The organism is Streptomyces sp. NPDC054841, from assembly GCF_053611045.1.
Window position 1 is genome coordinate 1 of sequence record NZ_JBSGZO010000829.1, and the last position, 1,968, is coordinate 1,968.

2 protein-coding genes are annotated in these 1,968 nt (G+C 67.2%); one reads left to right on the forward strand and one right to left on the reverse strand.

Annotated elements, in window-relative coordinates; translation table 11 throughout:
* Positions 1 to 46 precede the first annotated feature (46 nt).
* Entirely contained in the window at positions 47 to 1,225 is a 1,179-nt protein-coding gene (nadA, locus tag ACWGI8_RS43640; protein ID WP_453669096.1) for a quinolinate synthase NadA, read from the reverse strand.
* Positions 1,226 to 1,576: 351 nt separating this feature from the next.
* Between nadA and erpA the strand changes: the two genes are divergently transcribed.
* A complete protein-coding gene (gene erpA / locus ACWGI8_RS43645; RefSeq protein WP_016639588.1) occupies positions 1,577 to 1,933 on the forward strand; it encodes an iron-sulfur cluster insertion protein ErpA in 357 nt (118 codons plus the stop codon).
* The last annotated feature ends 35 nt before the right edge of the window (positions 1,934 to 1,968 follow it).

A 1,968-nucleotide genomic window follows, 5' to 3' on the forward strand; every position in this document is an offset into this window, starting at 1 on the left:
GCCGGCAGGGGGTACGGGGCACAGTTGGTCCCGGGGCAGAGCCCCGTTACGGAAGCGCCAGCATCCGCTCGAGCGCCAGCTTCGCGAAGCTCTCCGTCTCGCGGTCGACCTGGATCTGGTTGACCAGGTTGCCCTCCGCCAGAGACTCCAGCGCCCACACCAGGTGCGGCAGGTCGATGCGGTTCATCGTGGAGCAGAAGCAGACCGTCTTGTCGAGGAAGACGATCTCCTTGCCCTCGTCCGCGAATCGATTCGCCAGACGGCGCACCAGGTTCAGCTCGGTGCCGATCGCCCACTTCGAGCCGGCCGGGGCCGCCTCCAGCGCCTTGATGATGTACTCCGTCGAGCCCACGTAGTCCGCCGCGGCGACGACCTCGTGCTTGCACTCGGGGTGGACCAGCACGTTCACGCCCGGGATGCGCTCGCGGACGTCGTTCACGGAGTCGAGCGAGAATCGGCCGTGCACGGAGCAGTGGCCCCGCCACAGGATCATCTTCGCGGCACGCAGCTCCTCCGCCGTCAGCCCGCCGTTCGGCTTGTGCGGGTTGTAGACGACGCAGTCGTCCAGCGACATCCCCATGTCGCGGACCGCGGTGTTCCGTCCGAGGTGCTGGTCCGGCAGGAAGAGGACCTTCTCGCCCTGCTCGAAGGCCCAGTCCAGCGCTCGCTTCGCGTTCGACGACGTACAGATCGTGCCGCCGTGCTTGCCGGTGAAGGCCTTGATGTCGGCGGAGGAGTTCATGTACGAGACCGGGACGGTCACGTCCGCGACACCGGCGTCGGTGAGGACGTCCCAGCACTCCGCGACCTGCTCCGCCGTCGCCATGTCGGCCATCGAGCAGCCGGCCGCGAGGTCGGGGAGGACGACCTTCTGGTCGTCGGAGGTGAGGATGTCCGCCGACTCGGCCATGAAGTGCACACCGCAGAAGACGATGTACTCGGCCTCCGGGCGGGCCGCCGCGTCCTTGGCGAGCTTGAAGGAGTCGCCGGTGACGTCAGCGAACTGGATGACCTCGTCGCGCTGGTAGTGGTGTCCGAGCACGAAGACCTTGTTCCCGAGCTTCTCCTTCGCCGCGCGGGCGCGCTCCACCAGGTCCGGGTCGGACGGGGAGGGGAGATCTCCGGGACACTCGACGCCGCGCTCGCTCTTCGGGTCGGCCTCGCGGCCGAGCAGCAGCAGGGCGAGCGGCGTCGGCTGGACATCCAGGGGTTGGGCGGTGGTCACGTCACGCACCCTTTCTGTTCTCTAGCGATTTAGCGCGGCGATAGCCGCCCCAGTGGAGCCGGGGCTCGTACCGGGAAGCCTTTTCGTCTATATGACGCTATCTATCATAACTGCTTCACGTCAGTTTGACGATGGCCATTGTGTCGATGTGACGCAATTCCCGGACGCCCGGCCGTCACTCCCGGCCGTCACTCCTGGCCGTCACTCCCGGCCGTCCACAGGTCGGTGCCCTCACGGGAGCGCATGTGCGAGCATGAAAGGGAAAGACTAGGGCTCGCCCGGAATGAATCCCGGGCCCCGCCGGTTGCAACCGTCGGCAAGCAGTCTCCGTACAACCCGGGAGAGAAGCAGATGTCCGTATCGGACGAGACCACCACCGTGAGCGACGGCATCCTCCTGTCCGACGCCGCCGCGGCCAAGGTCAAGGCCCTGCTGGACCAGGAAGGCCGGGACGACCTGGCGCTGCGCGTCGCCGTTCAGCCCGGCGGCTGCTCCGGCCTGCGCTACCAGCTCTTCTTCGACGAGCGCTCGCTCGACGGCGATGTCGTCAAGGAGTTCGACGGCGTCAAGGTCGTCACCGACCGTATGAGCGCTCCGTACCTGGGCGGCGCCTCGATCGACTTCGTGGACACGATCGAGAAGCAGGGCTTCACGATCGACAATCCGAACGCGACGGGTTCGTGCGCCTGCGGCGACTCCTTCAGCTGAGCCGATGACATCGCCGGAGGGCGGCGGCCCGGGAC

Bases quoted from the DNA above. Each gene is read 5' to 3' on its own strand.
- erpA (WP_016639588.1), top strand. From the start codon at position 1,577: ATGTCCGTATCGGACGAGACCACCACCGTGAGCGACGGCATCCTCCTG.